The 14,606-nt window shown below is 74.4% G+C and carries 13 protein-coding genes and 1 riboswitch; of the genes, 8 read left to right on the top strand and 5 right to left on the bottom strand.

Annotated features, from left to right (window positions below; translation table 11 throughout):
• Positions 1 to 104: 104 nt before the first annotated feature.
• The 4 genes from AB0G59_RS14735 (at position 105) to AB0G59_RS14720 (ending at position 5,481) form a co-directional block, all read left to right on the top strand.
• Entirely contained in the window at positions 105 to 896 is a 792-nt protein-coding gene (locus AB0G59_RS14735; protein WP_360911503.1) for an ATP-binding cassette domain-containing protein, read from the top strand.
• Positions 868 to 2,994: a YhgE/Pip domain-containing protein gene (locus tag AB0G59_RS14730; protein ID WP_360911500.1), complete on the top strand. Its 2,127-nt coding sequence runs from the start codon at positions 868 to 870 to the stop codon at positions 2,992 to 2,994. Before AB0G59_RS14735 ends, AB0G59_RS14730 begins: the two co-directional genes overlap by 29 nt.
• Before the next feature lie 35 nt (positions 2,995 to 3,029).
• Complete coding sequence (locus tag AB0G59_RS14725) at positions 3,030 to 3,647, top strand: TetR/AcrR family transcriptional regulator (protein ID WP_071966009.1); 618 nt, start codon at positions 3,030 to 3,032, stop codon at positions 3,645 to 3,647.
• Between the two features lie 331 nt (positions 3,648 to 3,978).
• Positions 3,979 to 5,481 carry an NAD(P)/FAD-dependent oxidoreductase gene (locus AB0G59_RS14720; RefSeq protein WP_360911497.1) on the top strand — a complete coding sequence of 501 codons (1,503 nt, stop codon included), beginning with the start codon at positions 3,979 to 3,981 and terminating at the stop codon, positions 5,479 to 5,481.
• A 22-nt stretch (positions 5,482 to 5,503) separates the two neighbouring features.
• Here AB0G59_RS14720 and AB0G59_RS14715 read toward each other — a convergent pair whose 3' ends face one another.
• The 5 genes from AB0G59_RS14715 to AB0G59_RS14695 all read right to left on the bottom strand — a co-directional run bounded on the left by AB0G59_RS14715 (position 5,504) and on the right by AB0G59_RS14695 (position 9,976).
• The gene (locus tag AB0G59_RS14715) at positions 5,504 to 6,487 is read right to left on the bottom strand and encodes a hypothetical protein (protein ID WP_360911495.1); all 984 of its coding nucleotides are present in this window, start codon (positions 6,485 to 6,487) and stop codon (positions 5,504 to 5,506) included.
• Positions 6,488 to 6,526: 39 nt separating this feature from the next.
• Positions 6,527 to 7,444 carry a methylenetetrahydrofolate reductase [NAD(P)H] gene (gene metF, locus AB0G59_RS14710; protein WP_360911493.1) on the bottom strand — a complete coding sequence of 306 codons (918 nt, stop codon included), beginning with the start codon at positions 7,442 to 7,444 and terminating at the stop codon, positions 6,527 to 6,529.
• A gap of 86 nt (positions 7,445 to 7,530) precedes the next feature.
• Positions 7,531 to 8,202, bottom strand: coding sequence for a thiamine phosphate synthase (gene thiE, locus AB0G59_RS14705; RefSeq protein ID WP_071966014.1), 672 nt, complete (start codon positions 8,200 to 8,202; stop codon positions 7,531 to 7,533).
• A gap of 90 nt (positions 8,203 to 8,292) precedes the next feature.
• On the bottom strand, positions 8,293 to 8,658 hold the full coding sequence (locus AB0G59_RS14700; RefSeq protein WP_360911490.1) for an Rv2175c family DNA-binding protein: 366 nt from the start codon (positions 8,656 to 8,658) through the stop codon (positions 8,293 to 8,295).
• A 91-nt stretch (positions 8,659 to 8,749) separates the two neighbouring features.
• On the bottom strand, positions 8,750 to 9,976 hold the full coding sequence (locus tag AB0G59_RS14695; RefSeq protein ID WP_360911488.1) for an FAD-dependent oxidoreductase: 1,227 nt from the start codon (positions 9,974 to 9,976) through the stop codon (positions 8,750 to 8,752).
• A 188-nt stretch (positions 9,977 to 10,164) separates the two neighbouring features.
• Positions 10,165 to 10,277, top strand: a riboswitch (TPP riboswitch).
• On the opposite strand from AB0G59_RS14695, the gene thiO reads away from it, so the two are divergent.
• The 4 genes from thiO to pknB all read left to right on the top strand — a co-directional run bounded on the left by thiO (position 10,275) and on the right by pknB (position 14,584).
• The gene (gene thiO / locus AB0G59_RS14690) at positions 10,275 to 11,453 is read left to right on the top strand and encodes a glycine oxidase ThiO (protein WP_360911486.1); all 1,179 of its coding nucleotides are present in this window, start codon (positions 10,275 to 10,277) and stop codon (positions 11,451 to 11,453) included. It overlaps the preceding riboswitch by 3 nt.
• Positions 11,450 to 11,680, top strand: coding sequence for a sulfur carrier protein ThiS (gene thiS / locus AB0G59_RS14685; protein ID WP_071966019.1), 231 nt, complete (start codon positions 11,450 to 11,452; stop codon positions 11,678 to 11,680). Before thiO ends, thiS begins: the two co-directional genes overlap by 4 nt.
• Positions 11,681 to 11,689: 9 nt before the next feature.
• The gene (locus AB0G59_RS14680) at positions 11,690 to 12,493 is read left to right on the top strand and encodes a thiazole synthase (RefSeq protein WP_071966021.1); all 804 of its coding nucleotides are present in this window, start codon (positions 11,690 to 11,692) and stop codon (positions 12,491 to 12,493) included.
• A 102-nt stretch (positions 12,494 to 12,595) separates the two neighbouring features.
• Positions 12,596 to 14,584 carry a Stk1 family PASTA domain-containing Ser/Thr kinase gene (gene pknB / locus AB0G59_RS14675; protein WP_360911482.1) on the top strand — a complete coding sequence of 663 codons (1,989 nt, stop codon included), beginning with the start codon at positions 12,596 to 12,598 and terminating at the stop codon, positions 14,582 to 14,584.
• The last annotated feature ends 22 nt before the right edge of the window (positions 14,585 to 14,606 follow it).

The following is a 14,606-nucleotide window of genomic DNA, read 5'->3' as shown; positions in this document are numbered from 1 at the left end:
GACCTGCGCGAACGCCCCCACGGGAGGACGGGGTTGACGGGCGGGGGGCCCGGCGCGCCATACTTTTTGCACTGACCGGTCAGTACAAGATCGTTGGAGGTCGCGTGGACAGCACCCCGCACGGAGCCGCGATCACGGCCGAGGCCCTCGGGGTGAAGGGGCCGCGCGGCTGGGTCTTCCGCGATGTGGACGTCGCCGCCCCGCCCGGCTCGCTTATCGCCCTCGAAGGGGCCTCCGGCTCCGGCCGCACCTGTCTGCTGCTCACTCTCACCGGACGTATGCGCCCCACCTGCGGCCGAGCCGAGGTCGGCGGCCTGCCGCTGCCGGGGAGGATGGCGGCCGTCCGGCGGACGAGCGCGCTCGCCCACGTCCCCGGCGTCGCCGAACTCGACCCCGCCCTCACCGTCGCCGAGCACCTGCGCGAACGAGGGCTGCTGCAGCGCCGGTTCGGCGGCCCGCCGCTCACCTGGCTGCGGCCGCGCACCGGCCGCGACGCGGCCCGGGCCCGTACCGACGCCGCCCTCGCGGCCGCCGGCCTCGACCTGGCCGCGCTGCCCAAGGGGGCGGCCACAGCTGTGCGGGAGCTGGAGCGCCTCGACGCGCTGCGGCTGTCGCTGGCCCTGGCGCTCATCGGCCGGCCGCGGCTGATCGCCGTGGACGACACCGACCTCAAGCTCCCGGACGCGGAACGCGAACAGGCCTGGGCACTGCTGCGCTCGCTCGCCGGAGCCGGCACGAGCGTCCTGGCGGTCTGCAGCCAGGCGCCCCCGGGCGCCCTCGTCGTACCGACCGCACCAAACGCACGGCGGCCGGCTCGCACCACCCCCGCCCGCGACACCGCCGGCCACGGCAGGAAGGGAGCAACGGATGCGCTCGCCGAAACTGGCCGCGCTTGAACTGAGGCGCTTCGCCAGGGGCAGCCTGCCCCGCGCCGCCCTCGTCGCGCTGCTCCTGCTGCCGTTGCTCTACGGCGCCCTGTACCTGTGGTCCTTCTGGGACCCCTACGGGCGGCTCGACAAGGTGCCCGTGGCCCTGGTCAACGCCGACCGCGGCACGCGGGTGGACGGCGAGAGGCTGACCGCCGGGGACACCATCGCCGAGGGGCTGCGCGGCAGCAAGTCCTTCGACTGGCACGAGACGAGTGCCGCCGGGGCCCGCGAGGGCGTCGAGAACGGCCGGTACTACCTGTCGCTGACCATTCCCGCCGACTTCAGCGAAAAGGTCGCCTCCAGCTCCGGTACGACACCCACGACCGGTGCGCTCCAGGTCCGTACGAACGACGCCAACAACTACATCGTCGGCCAGATATCCCGCACGGTCTTCTCCGAGGTCCGCGCCACCGCGTCCCGCAGGACCTCGCGCTCCTTCTACGACAAGATCTTCGTCTCCTTCTCCGGCCTCCACGACGAGACGGCGAAGGCGGCGGACGGCGCCGACCGGCTGGGCGAGGGCATCGGCACGGCGCGCAAGGGGGCCGGGGACCTCAAGGACGGCCTGGCACGGGCCCAGCGCGGCAGCGGCGACCTCGAGACCGGCGTGGACAGGCTGCACACCGGCGCGGGCGCCCTGGACGAGAAGTCGCGGGAGCTGGCCACGGGCGCGCGGCAGGTGGCGGCCGGCACCCGGCAGCTGGCCGAGAAGGTGAACGGCGCGGCCGGCCGCGAGGGAGCCTTCGTCAAGGAGCACGCCCAGGAGATCGGCAAGGCCGCCCGCGTCGTCGCCAAGGAGACGAAGACACTCCGCGAGCACCTGGGCGACCTGCCCTCCCCCGCCGTCACCGGGCCGCTGGCCGAGGGCAGCCGCAAGAGCGCCGCCGCCCTCTCCACGGCGTACGAGGAGCAGTGCGCGACGCGCCCCGCCGCCTACTGCCCCGCCCTGAAGAAGGCCGTCTTCGCCGCCACCCAGTCCGCAGCCGGCGCCGCGCGGCTCGACGCCCTCGTCCGCGACGAGGGCGGCGAACTCGAACGGCTCCCCGGCCGGCTGGACACCCTGCACGCCTACGCCCAGCGGCTCGCCGACGAGGCCCCCGACCTCGCGCGGGACATCGACGGCGCCGTACGGAAGGTCAACGCCCTCGACGACGGCGCCCGGAAGGTGGCCGACGGGGCCGGCCGGCTCCACACCGGGGCCGGGCAGCTGCACAGCGGCCTCGGCACCGCCAAGGAGGGCGCCGCCGGCCTCGACGACGGCATCGGCAAGCTGCGCGAGGGCGCCGACGCGCTCCAGGGCGGCATCGTCAAGCTCTCCGAGGGCTCCGCCCGGCTCGCCGGCGGACTGCACGACGGCGTCGCCCGGATCCCCGACTACGACAAGAACGACCGGGACGCCCGTACCGAGGTGATGGCCGATCCGGTCCGGCTGGCCTCCCAGGCGACGCACAAGGCCCCCAACTACGGCACCGGCTTCGCCCCGTACTTCATCCCGCTGTCCCTGTGGGTGGGCGCCATGGTCGCCTACATGCTCGTCCAGCCCCTCAACCGCCGGGCCCTTGCCGCCGGCGCCTCCCCGTGGCGGATCGCGCTGGCGGGCTGGCTGCCGGTCGTCGCCGTCGGCACGGTCCAGGCCGGTGCGCTGCTGGCCGTACTGCACTGGGCGCTGGGCCTGCAGATGGTGCGCGCGGCGGGCACGGCCGGCTTCCTCGTCCTCGTCGCGGCCTGCTTCGCGGCCATCGTGCAGTGGCTGGGCGCCCGCTTCGGACCGGCCGGCCGCATCCTGGTGCTGGCGCTGCTGATGCTCCAGCTCACCTCGGCGGGCGGCACGTATCCCGTGCAGACCAGTCCCGGGTTCTTCAACGCCATCCACCCCTTCCTGCCGATGAGTTACGTCGTCGAGGGGCTGCGCCACCTGATCACCGGCGGCGGGACGGCGCCGGTGTGGCAGGCGTGCGGCGTGCTGGCCGCGTTCACGGTGTGCGCACTGACGCTGACCGCCTTCGCGGCGCGCGGCAAACAGGTCTGGTCCGTGAAACGGCTGCACCCGGAGCTGACTCTGTGAGCGCGGACACTGCGAGTACAGGGAGAATCACTCTCATGGACAGCAGCAGTACGCGCCGCCAGAACACCCGGCGGAAGCTCTTCGAGGCGGCGGTCACCCTCATCGCCGAGCAGGGGTTCTCCTCCACGACCGTGGACGAGATCGCCGAGCGGGCCGGGGTGGCCAAGGGCACGGTCTACTACAACTTCGCCAGCAAGACCGTGCTCTTCGAGGAGCTGCTGCGGCACGGCATCGAGCTGCTGACGGACTCCCTGCAGGCCGCCGCGGACGAGACGGCCGACCGCGGCGGCAGCCGTGTGGACGCCCTCGACGCGATGATCCGGGCGGGCCTGGACTTCATCACGCGCTACCCCTCGCTCACCCAGCTGTACGTGGCCGAGCTGTGGCGCACCAACCGGGCCTGGCAGTCGACGCTGATGCAGGTGCGGCAGAAGGCGATCGCCGTGATCGAGTCCGTCCTGCGGGAGGCGGTGGCGGACGGCGAGCTGAGCGAGGACATCGACGTTCCGCTGACGGCGTCCGCGCTGTTCGGCATGGTGCTGGTGGCGGCGCTGGACTGGCAGTCGTTCCAGCCGGAGCGGTCGATCGACGAGGTCCACTCGGCGCTGTCCCGGCTGCTGCAGGGGCGGGTGAGCGGCGGCAGCCGCCGCTAGCGGCAGGGGCGCGTACGTCCGCTGTTCCGGTGCGGGCCGATCCCCCTCGGCGCCACACCGGAACAGCGTTCCCCCGTACTCCCCCGAGCCCCCCCGTGGGAGCCCCCGTGCCCCCCGGTAGCGGCAGGGCCGCCGTGCCGTTCCGCCGCCCCGTGTCGGCGGTGCGGTCACCGGCGTCCCCTCCGTGGGCACCACTCTGTCCTCCGGGCCGGTGCCACCCCATCCGCGCACCTACTCATCTCGGTTTCTGAGTACGCGTACTCAGACGTGAGCACCCGGCACCAGCGCCCGGTCCCGGGGGCTGTCAGTGGCGCCGGATAAAGTCGGGCGCATGGCACGGATTGCGGTGATCGGCGCCGGGATGGGCGCGATGGCAGCCGCTGCACGGCTGGCCGTCGCGGGCCACCGGGTGGCGGTGTACGAGCGCGCGGGGACGTACGGCGGTGGCGTCGGCCGGCTCGCGCGGGACGGCTTCGTCTTCGACACGGGGCCGGGGCTGCTGCACCTGCCCGCCGTCTACCGCGACCTGTTCGTCAAGACCGGCAAGGAGTCGCTGGAGCAGAGCCTGGAGCTCTCCCAGGTCGACCCGGCGAGCCGGCATCTCTTCGCGGACGGCACGGACTTCCGGCTGCCCAACGCCTCGCGCGCCGGCGTCGTCGCGGCGCTGGACGGCGCGCTCGGCGCGGGTGCGGGCGAGCGGTGGAGCGAGCTGATCAACCGGGCGCGCGAGGTGTGGGACGCGACGCGGCGCCCGCTGCTGGAGGAGCCGCTGCGCGCGGAGCGCGTCGAGGCCCTGGGCCGCGACCCCTACCCGGCGGTGCGCAGGCGCTCGCTGTTCCGCCGCGCGGCGCCGGTGACGCTGGCGTCGGTGGCCGGGCACGAGCTGAAGGACCCCCGCCTGGCCGCCCTCCTGGAGAGCTGCGCCCTGGCCTACGGACTCGACCCGCGCCGCGCCCCCGCGAGCGCGGCCGTGCTGCCGTACATGGAGCAGACCTTCGGCAGTTGGTATGTGAGCGGCGGCATGCGGGGGCTCGCGGACGCGCTGTACGAGCGGTGCCTGGCCCGGCGGGTGGAGTTCTTCTTCGGTGCCGCGGTGAGCGGCCTGGTGGAGAAGGACGGGCGCGCGGCAGGGGTGCGGCTGGCCGACGGAAGCGTCGCGGAGGCCGACATGGTGGTCGCCGGCGTCTCCCCCGGGCAGCTGGAGGCGATCGCGCCGGGCGCGGACGCGCCCGCGGCGCCCGTGCCGGCCGGCAGGTTCCATGTCTTCCTGGCGCTCTCCGGGGCGCGGCCCGAGGGCACGGTGCACCGCACGGTGGTCCACGGCGGCGACCGCACGGCCGAGGTGGACGCCGTGTTCGGCCCGGGTCCGGCCGGTGCCGGGTCGTACGGGCCGACGGTCACGGTGCTGCGGCCGGACGACCCCGCGACCCGCCCCGACGAGGAGCACGAGGCCGTGACGCTCACCGCCACGGTCGCGCCGCACGGCCGCGTCGACTGGAGCGAGGAGGCGACGGCCGCGGCGTTCGCGGACCGGCTGGTGGCCGCCGCCGAGGCGGCGATACCGGGCCTGCGGGAGCGGTCGCTGTGGCGGGAGGTGCGCACTCCGGCCGATACGGAGGCGGCGACCGGCGCCGAGGGGGGCGGGGTGCCCGCTCCCGTCCTGGCCGGGGGCGAGGGCGCGTTCCTGCGTCCGGGCAATGCCACCGCCGTGCCCGGGCTCTACCGCGCGGGCGGCTTCGCCCATCCCGGCGGGGGGCTGGCCCACGCCGGGATGTCGGGAGCGCTCGTGGCCGGCCTGATCGTGGACGGGGCCGACTGGCGCGGCTCACAGTGAGCGCGGTCGCCGGCCGGCGGCGTCAGTAGCGGTAGCGCTGCTGTTCGTCGTAGCCCTGGCCGGGCTGCTGCTGCGGCGGGTAGGGCTGCTGCTGGCCGCCCTCGGGCGCGGTGGCCGGGGGCGCCGTGAGGTCCGCGATCTCGTTGTCCCGCTGCTGGGGCACCCACACGCCGCCGGGCGGGGTGTCGATGTCGTACTGCCGGGGCGCGTACCCCTCGGCGGAGTAGGCGCCCTGGCCGTACTGCTGCTGCGGATAGGGCTGCTGCTGGCCGTAGGCGTCGTACTGCTCGTAGGACGGGGGCCGGTTGCCGATGTACGGGTCGGAGTAGGACGCGTACTGCTGCCCCTGGCCGTAGTCGAACTGGCCGGCGTAGCCGCCCTGGGCGGGCGCCGCGGCGGTCTCCGCGTTCTGCGTGCCGTTGCCGTAGGCGTCGTACGCGGCCGTCGGATAGCCGGCCGCGTCGTAGCCCGCGGCCGGGGCGGCCGGGGGGTGCTCGGCGGTCGGCTGCTGGGGCACGTTGGGCATCAGTTCCGTCACCGCGCTGTCCACGCCGGGGACGGCCGACAGCGCGTCCGGGCCGGACGCCGGGAGCGTCATGTCGGAGACGGGGGACGGCGGCGGGGTGGCGGGCCGCTCGGCCTTGCGGCGGCGCCCGGCCCTCGACGTGCTCTCGCTCCGGCCCGCGCTCCGGCCCGCGCTCCGGCTGGCGCCGGCGCCGCGGCCCTTGGCGGGGGCGCCCTCCTCGTCGTCGGTGCGGCGCAGGGCCCAGCCCCGGGAGAAGCCCCGCCGGAAGGAGAGCGTGACGAAGGTCTGGCCCACGGCGAAGGCGACGGCGCCCACGACGATGACGGCCACGGACGGGATGACCACGCCCACGACGACGCCGAGGAAGCCGACGAAGGCGAGGAGCCGCCAGCGCAGCCGCGCCTTGTACTGCAGCAGCACCTCGCCGAGCAGCCAGAGCGCGACGACCCCGAACGCGATGTAGAGGACCGTCCAGCCCATTAGCGCCCCTCTCGTCCGGCCGCCGTCGCCGGCCGGCCGTCAGGACCGCTGGTGCAGTCCCAGATTCTCGTAGATCTCCAACGTGGCCGTGGAGTGGTTCAGGGTAATGAAGTGCAACCCGGGAATCTCCTCGGCCATCAACCGGGCACACAGGTCCGTCGCGTACTCGATCCCGATTGAGCGTACAGCGGCCGCGTCGTCCTTCACCGCGAGGATCCTCTCCGCCAGGTCCGGGGGGAACGCCGCGTTGCTGAGCTGTGCGAATCGTTCAATTTGTCGCACGTTGGTGACCGGCATGATTTCCGGAATGATCGGAGTGTCACAACCTGCCGCCGCGACCCGGTCACGCAGCCGCAGGTAATCCTCGGCGTAGAAGAACATCTGGGTGATCGCGAAGTCCGCGCCCGCCCGGCATTTGTCGACGAAGTGCCCGATGTCGGACTCCCAGTCCGTGGACCGGGGGTGCATCTCGGGGAAGGCGGCCACGCCCACGCAGAAGTCACCCGACTCCTTGATGAGCCGGACCAGGTCGGCGGCGTAGCGCACCCCTCCCGGGTGACGCACCCACTCGCCCATGGGGTCGCCGGGCGGGTCGCCGCGCAGCGCGAGCATGTTGCGGATGCCGACGTCGGCGTACTGGCCGATGATGTTGCGCAGTTCGGCCACCGAGTGGTTGACCGCGGTCAGGTGGGCGACGGGGGTCAGGGTGGTGTCGGTCGCGATCCGCTCCGTGGCCCGCACGGTGCCCTCACGGGAGGAACCGCCGGCGCCGTAGGTCACCGAGACGAAGGTGGGGCCGACGGCCTCAATGCGGCGGATGGCGTTCCACAGCGTCCGCTCGCCCTTCTCCGTCCTTGGGGCGGCGAACTCGAAGGAATACGAACGCTCGCCGGAGGCAAGCAGGTCACGCACCGTGCGCGCGTGGTCCGTCCTGGTGGAGGCAGTGCCAAGGGCCATACCGGCAAGTTAACCAGCGGCCCGTGGGGCCCCCAAGCCAGATCGGCGATTTGCCCTTTTCGCCCGACCGGTATCCAGCGGGTGTCTCACGCCTCGGACAACTGCCGTCCCGCGTGGGCCCGGATCCGCCCGGCGAGCCGTGCGGCGGCCTCGCCCGGGTCGTCCGCCTCGGTGATGGCCCGCACCACCACGACGCGCCGGGCGCCGGCGTCCAGCACCTCGTCCAGATTGCCCTCGTCGATGCCGCCGATCGCGAACCACGGCCGTACGGGCTCGAGCGCGGCGGCGTAGCGCACCAGGGACAGCCCCGGGGCGTGGCGGCCGGGCTTGGTGGGGGTCGGCCAGCAGGGGCCGGTGCAGAAGTAGTCCACGCCGGGCTCGGCGACGGCGGCGGCCACCTCGGCCTCCGCGTGTGTGGAGCGGCCGATCAGCACGTCCTCGCCGAGGACGGCGCGGGCGGCGGGCACGGGCAGGTCGCCCTGGCCCAGGTGCAGCACGTCGGAGCCGGCGGCGTGCGCGACGTCCGCGCGGTCGTTGACCGCCAGCAGCCTGCCGTGGCGGCGGGCCGCGTCGGCGAAGACGGCGAGGTGCTCCAGCTCCTCCCCCGCCTCCATGCCCTTGTCGCGCAGCTGGATGATGTCGACGCCGGAGGCGAGGACCGCGTCCAGGAACTCCGGCAGGTCGCCCTGGCGCTTGCGCGCGTCGGTGCACAGGTACAGCCGGGCGTCGGCGAGCCGCTCGCGCGCGGTGACGGACATCGGGTCTCTCCCCGGGTCGGCGGCGTACGGGCCGGGGGCCGCCCGCTGGGCGTCCCCGGCCCGTACGCCGGACGGTTCACTCGGTCTCGGTCAGACGGCGAGCGCCTGGGCGCGGCGCTTCACCTCCGTGCCGCGATTCTCGCGCAGCGCCTGCGCCGGCGTGCCGGGCAGGGTGGGGTCGGCAGTGAAGAGCCACTCCAGCATCTCCTCGTCGCTGAAGCCGTCGTCCCGCAGCAGCGTCAAGGTCCCGGCCAGGCCCTTGACCACCTTGTCCTCGCCGATGAAGTCGGCGGGCACCATGAGCACTCGGTTCTCGCCACGGCGCACCGCGATCAGCTGGCCTTCCTTGACCAGCTGCCGGACGCGCGTCACCTCGACATCGAGCTTGTCTGCGATGTCGGGGAGGTTGAGCCAGGCGGGGACGAGAGCATCGATCTTTGCGTCAATCTCGGTCACGGGACAAGCCTGCCATCCGGGACTGACAGCCGGTAGCCGGGTTGACCCGAGCCGGGCCGGGAACCCCCGCCGACATCACCCCACCGGGCGCTCAGAGCGCGGCGGACTTCAGCGGAACCGAGGCGTCCGCCGCCTTCGCGCGGTCCAGCGCGGCGCCCTTCTCGATGAGCTTGCGCCCCTGGGCGAGGTCGCGCGGCCGCCCCACGGCCAGCAGCGCCACCAGGACGCCCGAGCGCAGCCAGCACACCGTCCAGGCCGCCCCCGAGGGGTTGCCGCGCCACAGGAGCTCGTCGGCGCCCGCGTGGTGGCCCGCGTACTGCACGAAGCGCCCGAACTGCTCCGACCAGAAGTAGGGCACCGGGTCGTACACCGGGCTCTCGGCGGGCCCGTGGACGATGTTCTCGGCGACGGTCCGCGGCCCCTGCAGAGCGTTGTCCCAGTGGTGCACCAGCAGCCGCTCGCCGTAGCGGGCCGAGGGGAAGGAGCAGCAGTCGCCGACCGCGTAGACGTCCGGCAGGGAGGTGCGCAGCCGGTCGTCGGTGACGACGGAGGCGTCGGGTGCGAGCTCGACGCCCGAGCCGGCCAGCCAGCCCGTCGCGGGCCGCGCGCCGATGCCCACGACCACCGCGTCCGCGGGCAGGCGGGTGCCGTCGGCGAGGAGGACCGCCCCCGGCTCCACGGCGGCCACGCGCGCGCCCGTGAGGAGCCGGGCCCCGCTGTCGGCGTACCACTCGGCCATGTGGGCGGCGACCTCGGCCGGCATGGCGCCCGCCAGCGGCCGGTCCGCGGCCTCGACGACGGTCACCCGGCAGCCGGCCTCGCGCGCGGCGGTCGCGAGCTCCGCGCCGATCCAGCCGGCCCCGACGGCGACGACGTCGCGCTGCCCGGCCAGGACCGGGCGCAGCCGCTCGGCGTCGTCGACAGTGCGCAGCACGTGGACGCCCGGCTGGTCCTCGCCGCCGGGCAGGGTGATCGGCTCGGCGCCGGTGGCGATGACCAGCACGTCGTACGGCACGGGGCCGCGCCGCGTCTGCAGGACGTGCTCGTCGGCGCTCAGGCCGGTGGCCTCCAGGCCGAGCTCCAGGTCGATGCCGAGCGAGTCGAAGTCCACCTCGAAGGCGGATCCCTCCGCCCTGCCGAGCAGCACGGCCTTGGACAGGGGCGGCCGGTCGTAGGGCTGGTGGGGCTCGGCGCCCAGCAGGGAGATCGCGCCGTTCCAGCCCTGCTCGCGCAGGGCGACCGCGGTCTGCACCCCGGCCATGCCCGCGCCGACGATGACGACGCGCCGGTCACCGGAAGGTTTCGTCTGCTCGCTCACCCGATCACTGTAGGACGGCGGCCCGCGTCTGCCGCAGCACCGCGTGAGGAGACCTCTGACACAACGTCACGGGGGTTGCCCCCGCTCCCCCGGATCCCCCACGGGGGCGCGGCGCGGCGCGTGTGCGGCCCTCCGCGCGGTGCGGCCGCCCTTCCGGGCGGTCCTCGGCGCGTACTAGGGTGGCCGCTGCACGCACTCGCGGGAGCCCGGACGCACCGGGCTGAGAGGGAGGCTGGACGGCCTCCGACCGTACGAACCTGATCCGGGTCATGCCGGCGAAGGGAGGGGCTGGACGCCCATGCACGCGCATCGAAATCCTGCGCACCATTCCTGTGACGTCCTCGTCATCGGCGGGGGCGTCATCGGCCTCGTCACGGCGTGGCGCGCCGCCCAGCGCGGCCTGCGCACCGCCGTCGCCGACCCGGCGCCCGGCGGCGGCGCGGCGCGGGTGGCGGCCGGGATGCTGGCCGCCGTGACCGAACTGCACTACGGCGAGCAGACGCTGCTCGCCCTCAACCTGGCCTCCGCGCGGCGCTATCCGCAGTTCACGGCCGAGCTGGAGGAGGCCAGCGGCCAGGACACCGGCTACCGCGCCTGCGGCACGCTGGCCGTCGCGCTGGACGCCGACGACCGGGCGCACCTGAGGGAGCTGCACGCCCTGCAGCAGCGATCGGGCCTGGAGTCGCAGTGGCTGTCGGGGCGCGAGTGCCGTCGGCTGGAGCCGATGCTCGCGCCCGGCGTACGCGGGGGGCTGCGGGTGGACGGCGACCACCAGACCGACCCCCGGCGGCTCGCGCGGGCCCTGCTGACGGCCTGTGAGCGGGCCGGGGTCGTCTTCCACCGCTCGGAGGCGGTACGGGCCCTGATCGCCGCGGGCCGGGCCGCCGGGGCGGAGCTCGCGGACGGCACCCGGGTCGCCGCCGGGCAGACGGTGCTGGCGGCGGGCAGCCTCAGCGGCCGCCTCGCGGGCCTGCCCGAGCACGTGCTGCCGCCCGTCCGCCCGGTCAAGGGCCAGATCCTGCGGCTGCGCGTCCCGGCCTCCCACCGGCCGTTCCTCTCCCGGACGCTGCGGGCGGTCGTCCGCGGCGGCCCGGTGTACCTGGTGCCGCGCGAGAACGGCGAGCTGGTCGTCGGCGCGACGACCGAGGAGCTGGGCTGGGACACCACCGTGACGGCGGGCGGCGTCTACGAGCTGCTGCGCGACGCCCACGAGCTGGTGCCCGGCATCACCGAGCTGCCCCTGGTGGAGACCCTCGCGGGGCTGCGCCCGGGCTCCCCGGACAACGCCCCGCTGCTCGGTCCGACCGAGCTGCCGGGGCTGCTCGCGGCCACCGGCCACCACCGAAACGGCGTGCTGCTGACCCCCGTCACCGGTGACGTGATGGCCGAGGTCCTGACCACCGGGCGGCTGCCCGAGGCGGCCCGCCCCTTCTCCCCCCGACGCTTCACCCCCGCATTCCAGGAGCAGTCCGCATGACCGGCAGCGAAGTCGCCACCCACACCATCAGCGTCAGCGTCAACGGAGAGCGCCGCGCCGTCCCGGCGGGGACGACCCTCGGCGGGCTCGTCTCGACGCTCACCGACGCGCACAGCGGCGTCGCCGCCGCCGTCAACGAAGCCGTCGTGCCCCGGGGCCGGTGGCAGGAGACCGTGCTCGACGACGGGGACCGCGTCGAGGTCCTCACCGCGGTGCAGGGGGGCTGATCAGCACAGATGGCTGACGATCTGCTCACCGTCGCGGACACCTCCTTCACCTCCCGGCTGATCATGGGCACGGGCGGCGCCCCGAGCCTGGACGTGCTCGAACGCGCCCTCATCGCCTCCGGGACCGAGCTGACCACGGTCGCCATGCGCCGCCTCGACGCGACCGTGCGGGGTTCGGTGCTGTCGGTGCTGGAGAAGCACGGCATCCGGGTGCTGCCGAACACGGCGGGCTGCTTCACCGCCGGCGAGGCGGTGCTCACCGCCCGGCTGGCCCGCGAGGCGCTCGGCACGGACTGGGTCAAGCTCGAGGTGATCGCCGACGAGCGCACCCTGCTGCCCGACCCCATCGAGCTGCTGGACGCGGCCGAGATCCTGGTGGACGACGGCTTCACCGTGCTGCCGTACACCAATGACGACCCGGTCCTGGCCCGCAAGCTGGAGGACGTCGGCTGTGCGGCGATCATGCCGCTGGGCGCGCCGATCGGTTCCGGCCTCGGCATCCGCAATCCGCACAACTTCCAGCTGATCACCGAGCGCGCGGGCGTCCCGGTGATCCTGGACGCGGGCGCGGGCACCGCCTCGGACGCCGCGCTGGCCATGGAGCTGGGGTGTGCGGCCGTGATGCTGGCCTCGGCCGTGACGCGCGCGCAGGAGCCGGTGATGATGGCCGAGGCCATGCGGCACGCGGTGGAGGCGGGCCGGCTGGCCCACCGGGCGGGGCGGATCCCGCGCCGGCACTTCGCCGAGGCGTCGTCGCCGGTGGCGGGCCGCGCGGACCTGGATCCCGAGCGGCCGGCGTTCGGCCGCCCGTAGCGCCGCCCCGAACGGGCATTCCTGTCACTGTTCGGCTTCAGAAAGCGCGAGCGAGGCACAACGCGCACGGGGTGTCGGTCATGGCTCGTAAACTCCTATGCCGTGGATACGACCCTGCCGGACCCCCTCGTCGATCACCTGCTCGACGGCCGTTACCGCGTCGAGGCGCGGGTGGCCGTGGGCGGCATGGCCACGGTGTACCGCGCGCTGGACACCCGGCTCGACCGGGTGCTCGCCCTGAAGGTGATGCACCCCTCGCTGGCCGCCGACGGGGCCTTCGTGGACCGCTTCATCCGTGAGGCCAAGTCCGTGGCCCGGCTCGACCACCCCAACGTGGTGAGCGTCTTCGACCAGGGCACCGACGGCCGGTACGTCTATCTCGCGATGGAGTACGTGGCCGGGTGCACGCTGCGCGACGTGCTGCGCGAGCGCGGGGCCCTGCAGCCGCGCGCCGCGCTCGACGTCGTCGAACCGGTGCTGGCGGCCCTGGGCGCCGCGCATCTGGCGGGGCTGGTCCACCGCGACATGAAGCCGGAGAACGTCCTGATCGGCGACGACGGCCGGGTCAAGGTCGCCGACTTCGGGCTGGTGCGGGCGGTGGACACCAACACCACGACCAGCACGGGCTCGGTCCTGGGCACGGTGTCGTACCTGGCCCCCGAGCAGATCGAGCACGGCACGGCCGACCCCCGGGCGGACGTCTACGCCTGCGGCGTCGTGCTCTACGAGATGCTCACCGGCGCCAAGCCGCACGGCGGGGCCACCCCCGCCCAGGTCCTCTACCAGCACCTGCACGAGGACGTACCGCCGCCGTCGGCGGCCGTTCCCGGGCTCGCACCCGGCCTGGACGCCCTGGTGGCCGCCGCCACCGCCCGTGACCCGCGGCAGCGGCCGGCCGACGCGGTCGCCCTGCTGGGCGAGGTCCGCCGGGCGCGTGCGGCCCTGACCCCCGAGCAGCTGGACGCGATGCCGCCGCAGGCGTCGGCGCCCCGGACGGACCAGGCGGGACAGCCGGGTCAGGCAGCTCAGGCGGGCTCCGAGGACCGTACGAGCGTGATCCCGCGGATCACCGCGCAGCCCCTGCCGCCGCGCGCCGAGGACGATCAGCTCAACCGCACCTCGCGCCTGGAGCTCCCGCCCACACCCGCCGCACCGCCGCCGGGCCACCACGCCCCGGTCCGCCCGCCGCGCACCGGGTGGCCGCTGCCGCGCCGCTGGGTGCTGGCGGCGGCCGCCGCCCTGCTGGCGATCCTGGCGGGCACGGGTGTCTGGTACATCAACTCCGGCCAGTTCACCTCCGTGCCGGCCGTCCTGGACATGACCGAGGCCAAGGCGACCTCCGAGCTGGACAAGGCGGGGCTGGGCGTGAAGACCCGGCAGGCGTTCAGCGACACCGTCGAGCGGGGCCACATCATCGCCACCGACCCCAAGCCGGGCGAGCGCATCCGCAACACCGGCAAGGTGACGATCACGATCTCGCGCGGCCCCCAGCGGGCCGAGGTGCCCAACCTCGCGGGCATGCCCTTCGCGGACGCCAAGCGGAAGATCGAGGGCCTGGGGCTGACCGTCGGCGACGTCAGCCGCCAGTTCAGCGACGAGACGCCCAAGGACGCGGTGCTCTCCAGCGACCCGCGCCCCGGTGCCCAGCTGCGCCCGGAGTCGCCCGTGGCGCTCGTCGTCAGCAAGGGCAGGCCGCTGAACGTCCCGGACGTGACCGGGCTGTCCGTCGCGGACGCGACCACCGCCCTGACCGGCGCGGGGCTGCAGGTGAAGGTCTCGGACACCGAGGTCTTCTCCCCGCAGAACAAGGGCGCCGTGGCCGAGCAGTCCCCCGCCAGGGGCTCCCGGGCCGCCGAGGGCGACACCGTCACCGTGACCGTCTCCAAGGGCAGGGAGATGGTCGCCGTCCCGGACGTCACCGGCCGCAGCGAGGCGGACGCCAAGAAGGCCCTGACGGACGCGGGCTTCCAGGTGAAGGTGGACCGGCCGTTCCTCTTCCCGAAGGACTCGGTCGAGAGCCAGTCCGTGCGCGCCGGCCAGCAGGCCGCCAAGGGCGAGACCATCGTCATCCGGATGAAGAGCGGATTCTGACCACCGTGAGCACGATCACCGC

It is taken from the genome of Streptomyces sp. NPDC021096 (genome assembly GCF_040641275.1).
Lineage (GTDB): Bacteria > Actinomycetota > Actinomycetes > Streptomycetales > Streptomycetaceae > Streptomyces.
This window is presented reverse-complemented; position numbering and strand designations above follow the sequence as displayed.

What these genes read in the sequence shown, in the direction of transcription:
- thiE (WP_071966014.1), bottom strand. Translation starts at nt 8,202, where the DNA reads ATGTCCGTCACCGCGCGCGAGCGGCTCGCCGACGCCCGGCTGTACCTG.
- AB0G59_RS14720 (WP_360911497.1), top strand. Translation starts at nt 3,979, where the DNA reads ATGGCACGGATTGCGGTGATCGGCGCCGGGATGGGCGCGATGGCAGCC.
- thiO (WP_360911486.1), top strand. Translation starts at nt 10,275, where the DNA reads ATGCACGCGCATCGAAATCCTGCGCACCATTCCTGTGACGTCCTCGTC.
- thiS (WP_071966019.1), top strand. Translation starts at nt 11,450, where the DNA reads ATGACCGGCAGCGAAGTCGCCACCCACACCATCAGCGTCAGCGTCAAC.
- AB0G59_RS14680 (WP_071966021.1), top strand. Translation starts at nt 11,690, where the DNA reads ATGGCTGACGATCTGCTCACCGTCGCGGACACCTCCTTCACCTCCCGG.
- AB0G59_RS14725 (WP_071966009.1), top strand. Translation starts at nt 3,030, where the DNA reads ATGGACAGCAGCAGTACGCGCCGCCAGAACACCCGGCGGAAGCTCTTC.
- metF (WP_360911493.1), bottom strand. Translation starts at nt 7,444, where the DNA reads ATGGCCCTTGGCACTGCCTCCACCAGGACGGACCACGCGCGCACGGTG.
- AB0G59_RS14730 (WP_360911500.1), top strand. Translation starts at nt 868, where the DNA reads ATGCGCTCGCCGAAACTGGCCGCGCTTGAACTGAGGCGCTTCGCCAGG.
- AB0G59_RS14715 (WP_360911495.1), bottom strand. Translation starts at nt 6,487, where the DNA reads ATGGGCTGGACGGTCCTCTACATCGCGTTCGGGGTCGTCGCGCTCTGG.